Genomic DNA, 6,396 nt, shown 5'->3' on the forward strand with positions numbered 1-6,396 from the left:
CTGCAAACCAACCCGACTTAAAAAACTCAACCAAAAATTTGTATAAACCCCCCCACCATACCCCCCCACAAAAACACGCTCGCCCCCGCCGGGATGGTCCCGGCGGAGCCTCGCGAAAAGGGGTGTGGCCGTGTGTCAGCCGTGAAGGGCGGTCGCCTACGCGGCGAAAGGCTCCATGAGGCTTCAGCCGAACGATCGTCCTCATGGGCGAGAGGTGAGGCCCGGGGACACTGTCCACCCTCCACCGCCACACCCGTTGTAACCACCATCGCCGGATGTTCCCGCACCCCACGGACAACAGGTCAGGCCGCGGGTGCCGCGCACCGCACCCGTTGTCCCAGCCGCCACTGCAGGGGCAACTGCGCAACCACGCGGCACGCGGTGCTTTGGGCTACTCCATGTCCTGGTCGCGCAGCAGTCGGCGGCCAAGGTCGTCGGCCCATTCCTGGGCCCAGGCCATCAGCTCGTCGATCAGTTCAGGGGTTGCGCCGTACGCCTCGAGTTCTGCATCGTCGAGCCAGGCGACGGCGGTCAGACGGGTCTGGAGGGACTCCAGGTCGAAGCGCTCGCGGGCGTGGCGGCGGCCGAATTCCTCAAGATCGGCCGTAGACCAGCGACGCGAGGCGGCGAAAACGTCCAGAGCGTCGCGGGCCACGCCCCGCTCGGCCAGCGCACGGACCTTGGTGCCGATCACGTCTTCTTCGGCGAGCACGGGCCCGTAGGCGCTGGAGGCGGCCGGGCGGGTGAACACTTCCTTCAGGACGTCGACCTCGCACGTCTCCTGGGTTGCGGAGTGGGTGTCGGTGACGTTGAGGCGCGCAGAGAGCGGGGCGACTTCGATCACCTCGAGATGCCAGCCGCGTTCGGTGAGCCCGTCGGTGAGGGTGCGGACGATCTCGTCCATCGGTGCGGGGTTCTCGGTGGCGACGTCGAGGTCCTGGCTCGGGCGTGCGAGGAGTTCGTGAGCCTGGACGGCGTAGCCGCCGGTGATCACCAGGGGGTATGGGGAGCCGCTGGCCAGGACGTCCGCCAGAAGGCGAGCGTGCAGGTCGGGAAGTCTCACGCGGCCGCCGATCCGTGGTGGGGGCGCCGTCGCCGGGCCGGGGGCTGAGCCGCAGGCACATCGGCCAGAGCCCGCAGCTCTGGAAATCGGTCCTCCCACACACCGCGGACCGTGGTCGAGACCAAGGTCCGCAAGGTGGGCCACGACCGCAGAAGGATGTCCCGGTTCAAAAGAGCGCACAGGTCCTGGCGCATCCCCTCGGCCAGGACGATGCGGTACAGACTCATCCGCTGACGCTCGTTGGCGAGATCGAAGGCACGCAGCCCAGACCAGACCACGGTGACAGGTGGTTCCACGACCCCCTGTGCCGGCCCGTGCAACTCATCCAGCGAATCCGGCAGCCGTCGCCAAAACTTCTCCCGGTACAACTCCAGATCCGTGCCGCCGGAACCCGCTTTCTCGACGACATCAGCACCGGCAGGGGGCGGTGCGGGAACCGGGTACTGCGGTGTGGCGGGCATACCCTCAATTATGACGGCTCCCACCCGACGCGGGGCCGCAACAGCATGTACCAGATGTCCATGCCCTCGGTCCCCGACGGTGCGACGTCCTTGCGGCTGCCCTCTCGGCGTCCCGGGGTCACGTCTGGTGGCTCAAAACGGGCCTGGTCCGGGCAGGGCGAGACCCCCGCTTCGCCCCGGAGCGGCCCGAGTCGAGGTCGTCCGGGAACATGAACAAGCGTCACGTGGCGTCGCCCTGGCGCCGCCCCCCTGGCCCTGTAGGTGGGTTCGGCGAGCGGTGCTCTTTGCGCTCGTCGAGCCGGGGTACCCCGGGCCGTGTCTTTCGCGCGGGTGCCGGGGCTCTGGCGCCGGGGGCCGGTCGGTTGGTTCAGGAGGGCGATGCGGATGGCTCGTTCGACCCGGTTGGCGGTGTTTTCGTGTCCTGCGGCGGTCGGGTGGACCAGGTTGACGCGCTTGCCGATGGCAAGCGCATGACATGGACGCCGCCGCAGCCAATGCTGATCACCCCGCTTCGCGGTCCTCCGCGTCCTTCGAATCATACCGACGGGACTATCAGCGCGCGGTAGCGTCGGCCTCGGCCGGGCCTGTAGAGATGCGGGAGTGAGGGACATGGTGGCACGCAGACTCCTGGCGTTCGCCGACGCTCTGGTGCTTCTCGGTGCCGAGCCGCCGCGGCTGGCGGCGTTAGATCGGGCGCTCGGTGGGGCGTTGAATCTGGCGACCGCCGGGGTCAGCGGCACGGTGATCGGCATGGCCGACGCCAACGGACGCCTCCTCGGCCTCGGACGCGACGCGATCCGCGGCGTCGGCGCCCGTCTGGACCGTACCCAGGGGCGTGCGGAGCGGACCGATGTGCTGCGCGCGGCGCACACGGTCATCGTCGTGGTGGCCTTCTTCGAGGCGATGGAGGAGTTGGATCTTCCGTTCACCCTCGCCGAGGTGCGGTTGACCCGAGACGAGCAACTCGCCCTCGCCCGGACCGAATCGGGCTCGACCCCGCAGACGCCGGACCTGGTGTCGCTGCTGCTCGCCACGGACCTGCCCTGCCCGGCACCGCACATACCGGCCTCGGCGCTCACCGCGATGCTGCTCGCGAGGTACGCGGACTACGCCCGCAGGTTCTACGCCTTCCTCGAAGGCCTTGCTCTTTGGGAGCACATGGACGCGTTGCGGCGCCTTCGGGCCCATGCGGCTCTCATGGATGACCTGCCGCGCGCGGCACATGACCGGTACCAGAGCCTGTACGTCGAGCTCGCCAAGGAGGCTCCCGAATTCGGTTTCTGGGTCACACATGTGGCGCAGCAGGCGATCCACACAGACGTCGGCCGTGCCCTATCCGGGATCGAGACTCTCCTCACCCGCACCACCGAGGCGCTGCGCCCGCCGGTCGACGTGGCCTCCGCGCTGGCGCGCGCTCACCAGGCGGCGCTCGCTCACCCTGTGCTGGACGCCGCGTCGGCGCCGGACGGCATTAGGATTCCCACCCTTCAGGACCTCTACCTCGACCCGGACTTCCGCGTCAGTGCCGTTTCCGGGCAGGCCGCACCGGTCGACCACGAGTGGTGGGGGCGACTGCCTCTCCGCCGAGACCTCACCCGCTACCTGGCCGGGGCCCTCACCTCTCCTCAGCTCGCCGAGGCGCCCCTGCTGATCCTGGGCCAGCCCGGTGCCGGCAAATCCGTCCTCACCCGGGTGCTCGCCGCACGGCTCCCCTCCGTCGGTTTTCTCCCCGTGCGCGTGCCGCTGCGGGACGTCCGGGTGGAGGACGAACTGCAGGACCAGATCGAACAGGCGATCCGCGCCTCCACCGGCGAACGGGTCAGCTGGCCGGAACTGGTGCGCGCGGCAGGTGGCAGTACTCCTGCTCTGCTCCTGGACGGCTTCGACGAGTTGCTGCAGACGACCGGCGTCCACCAAACCAACTTCCTGGAGCGCGTGTCCCAGTTTCAGCGGCGTGAGGCGGATCAGGGGCGGCCCGTGCTGGCCTTGGTGACGAGCCGGACCTCCGTGGCCGACCGCGCCCGATACCCCACCGGCATGGTCGTCCTGCGCCTGGAGCCCTTCCGCGCCGAGCAGATCACGACCTGGCTGGCCGTGTGGAACGAGGCCAACATGGCCGGACTCTCGGCGCACGGCCGCGGCCCGCTCACTTGGCAGCACCTCGAACGGCACGCCGAACTCGCCTCTCAGCCTCTGCTGTTGACCATGCTCGCGCTGTACGACGCTGCCGAGGGTGCTCTGCGGCGCGCCGACGACGACTTCGACGTCACCGAGTTGTACGAGCAGCTGCTGTCCTCCTTCGCCCGGCGCGAGGTCGGCAAGACGACACTCCACGCCGTCTCCGACGAGGACACGGCCGCCCTTGTCGAGCAGGAACTGCAGCGCCTGTCGCTCGTGGCCTTCGCCCAGCTGAACCGGGGTCGCCAGTGGGTGTCGGCCGACGAACTCGAGCAGGACCTCACCGCCGTACTGGGCAGGCAGCCGGTGCGGCCACCGGGATTCCGCACCCCGCTCACCGCCGCCGAAACGGCGCTCGGCCGCTTCTTCTTCGTCCAGCGAGCCCAGTCAGTGCGGGACGGCCAGGTACTCGCCACCTACGAGTTCCTGCACGCGACCTTCGGCGAATATCTGGCCGTACGCCTCACCCTGCACCTGCTCACCGACCTGCTCGCACCCCGCCCCGCGCTCTCTCTCGGGGACACCCGCATCGACGACGACCTCGCCTACGCACTGCTTTCCTACACCTCCCTGGCATCCCGGCAGATGCTGCGCTTCGCGCGGTCGCTGACCGGCAGGCTGTCCATGGCGGAACGGCGCCGGCTGACTCGGACCCTCATCCAGGTTCTGACCCAGCACACGACGCGCACCGGTGACCAGCACCCGACCTACCGACCCGCCCTGCTGCGCACGACGACACGCCACGGCCTCTACGGTTCCAACCTCGTGCTCCTGACGGTGCTACTCACCGAGCGCTGCTCCGCCGCCGAGCTGTTCCCGGGCTCCGCGGACCCGCCGGGTGCCTGGCACCGGCACTGCCTGCTGTGGCGCTCGGCGATGAACGAGAGCCAATGGACGGACTTCGCTCTGTCCCTCGACGTGCATCACACGTGGGACGGCGAGGGTCGGGCCCTGGAGATATCGCTTCGCTCCGAGCCAGGCACCCCACCACAGCCCCTCGACATGAACTGGCACTTCCGCTACCCGCGAGGCAGCGGAGGCCCAGGCTGGTCACGGTCGTACTGGGACGAACTGTGGCACAAAACGGCCGTGTCCGGCGGAACCAATGACTCGGTGATGCGGCATGCCCTGGACCCGGTATTCCGGTGGCTCGGCCAGGCCGTGACCTTGTTCAGTCCGGTCGACGGAGCTCCGGCCTCATCGCTCGCCCACGACCTGCTCGAACTGCTGCTGGCCGATCGCACGACCATGAGCGACAGGGAACTCGGCAATCTCTACGACCGGGCGCTCCAGGGAACGCGGCTGCTGATGGACATGCGCCACCCCCACCTGGTGTCAGCCGTGCACGCCCTTCTCACGGCCTTCGGCCAGGACAGGGGACGAGTCCCCGGCGACGCACACGACGACGTCCTGCAGTTTCTGGCACAGCTCATCCAGCTCATGTTCGGTGACAGCGAGAGGGCACAACCATTGCCGGTGACCGTGTTCGATGCACTGTCCCATGCGCTGGCAGCCCACCGACCCTTGGTGCACGCCCTCATATCGGCGGAAGACCGGGCCCTGATCGCGCGCCACCACGCTCCGGCCACCGGCCCGCCGGAGTAAGCAGGCGGGCCGACGGCCAGCGAGGCAGTCGGTTGGCGACCCCGGTTGCTTCGCCCGTCCGAAGCCTACGTTTGTCCCGGCTGGTTTCGCTGAGGCATATGCGCTCTACGCACTTCAAGCGACAGGTGCATCGAACCTCACCCCGTTTCAGTCGATTTGCTTCTACCTCAAGGCGCCCCCTTCAGTTTCCGTGAACTCACGGGCCTCGAGGGGTGTGGGTAAGAGCGGTGTCATCAGGCGCAAACGGGGGTCTACGACGCCCTGGGGCTCGGAGGCAGGGAGCTCGTCGGCGTCGCCCCTGCCCAGAGTTGTCGCTCAGCCCGCCGACGGTGCCCGTGGCTCCGCTCGGGCCCGAGGACGGCGCCTGGGTCACGCTGGTGACGGAGGGCTGGCTGGTGTGTGTTGTCCCGGTCGACGGAGACGCCGAACAGGAAGCCTAGCGCGCCTAGAGTCACCGCGGCCGCAGCGAACGCGGTACCGAGGTCACCGGTCTTCGGGATGGTGGTCGAGGTCTTGCAGGCGTGCCGGTAGACGGCAACCCCGACGACGACGCACGGCACGAGGAAGATCAACGCGGCCGACACGTCGATGGGTACGGTCATTACTGGGCCCTCTGCGGCTCGCGGGCCCGCCCGCCGCGACTGGACATCCTGCGGGCGGGCCCTCGATACAGGCCCGCCCACGGGTGCGGAGGGCCTCTTCGCCCCTTCAGACGGAGCAGAACCCTCAGACATCACAAAGGGCCCAACTCTTCTGAAAGAGCGGGGCCCAACTCGCAGGGCGCCTTCAGAAACGCTCCCTGGGTGCTGCCCTGGAACGCAAGAGGTACCGGATGATTCCGGTTTTTTGTGCGCAGCGTGAGCGGGCGGTGAGTGTGGCCTTGGCCGTGCTGCGCGAGGAGGGCGGTTACCGGCGCGGGCTCGCTGCGCAGTCGGCGCGTGAGCATGGTGGGGTGGCGCGCAGTTGGCAGCGTGCCGTGGGCGAGGCTAAAGGGCAAGGCCATGAAGTTACGGGTCGGGTCCCTGGCTGCGAGTGGGGTCTGGTCTGGAAGAACGCCGGACGTGAGAAGCGGAGCCCCGGTAGAACTGG

Annotated in this window: 3 protein-coding genes; 1 reads left to right on the forward strand and 2 read right to left on the reverse strand. The window is 68.7% G+C overall.

Annotated features, from left to right (window positions below):
* Window positions 1–391 precede the first annotated feature (391 nt).
* On the reverse strand, window positions 392–1,063 hold the full coding sequence (locus tag ABT085_RS42480) for a nucleotidyl transferase AbiEii/AbiGii toxin family protein (protein WP_351621357.1): 672 nt from the start codon (window positions 1,061–1,063) through the stop codon (window positions 392–394).
* Window positions 1,060–1,524, reverse strand: a complete 465-nt coding sequence (locus ABT085_RS42485) for a hypothetical protein (protein WP_351621359.1) — start codon at window positions 1,522–1,524, stop codon at window positions 1,060–1,062. Before ABT085_RS42485 ends, ABT085_RS42480 begins: the two co-directional genes overlap by 4 nt.
* A gap of 609 nt (window positions 1,525–2,133) precedes the next feature.
* On the opposite strand from ABT085_RS42485, the gene ABT085_RS42490 reads away from it, so the two are divergent.
* Window positions 2,134–5,307: an NACHT domain-containing protein gene (locus ABT085_RS42490; RefSeq protein ID WP_351621361.1), complete on the forward strand. Its 3,174-nt coding sequence runs from the start codon at window positions 2,134–2,136 to the stop codon at window positions 5,305–5,307.
* The last annotated feature ends 1,089 nt before the right edge of the window (window positions 5,308–6,396 follow it).

It is taken from the genome of Streptomyces sp. NPDC002265, from assembly GCF_040296125.1.
Lineage (GTDB): Bacteria > Actinomycetota > Actinomycetes > Streptomycetales > Streptomycetaceae > Streptomyces.

Bases quoted from the DNA above. Each gene is read 5' to 3' on its own strand.
- ABT085_RS42485 (WP_351621359.1), bottom strand. From the start codon at position 1,524: ATGCCCGCCACACCGCAGTACCCGGTTCCCGCACCGCCCCCTGCCGGT.
- ABT085_RS42490 (WP_351621361.1), top strand. From the start codon at position 2,134: ATGGTGGCACGCAGACTCCTGGCGTTCGCCGACGCTCTGGTGCTTCTC.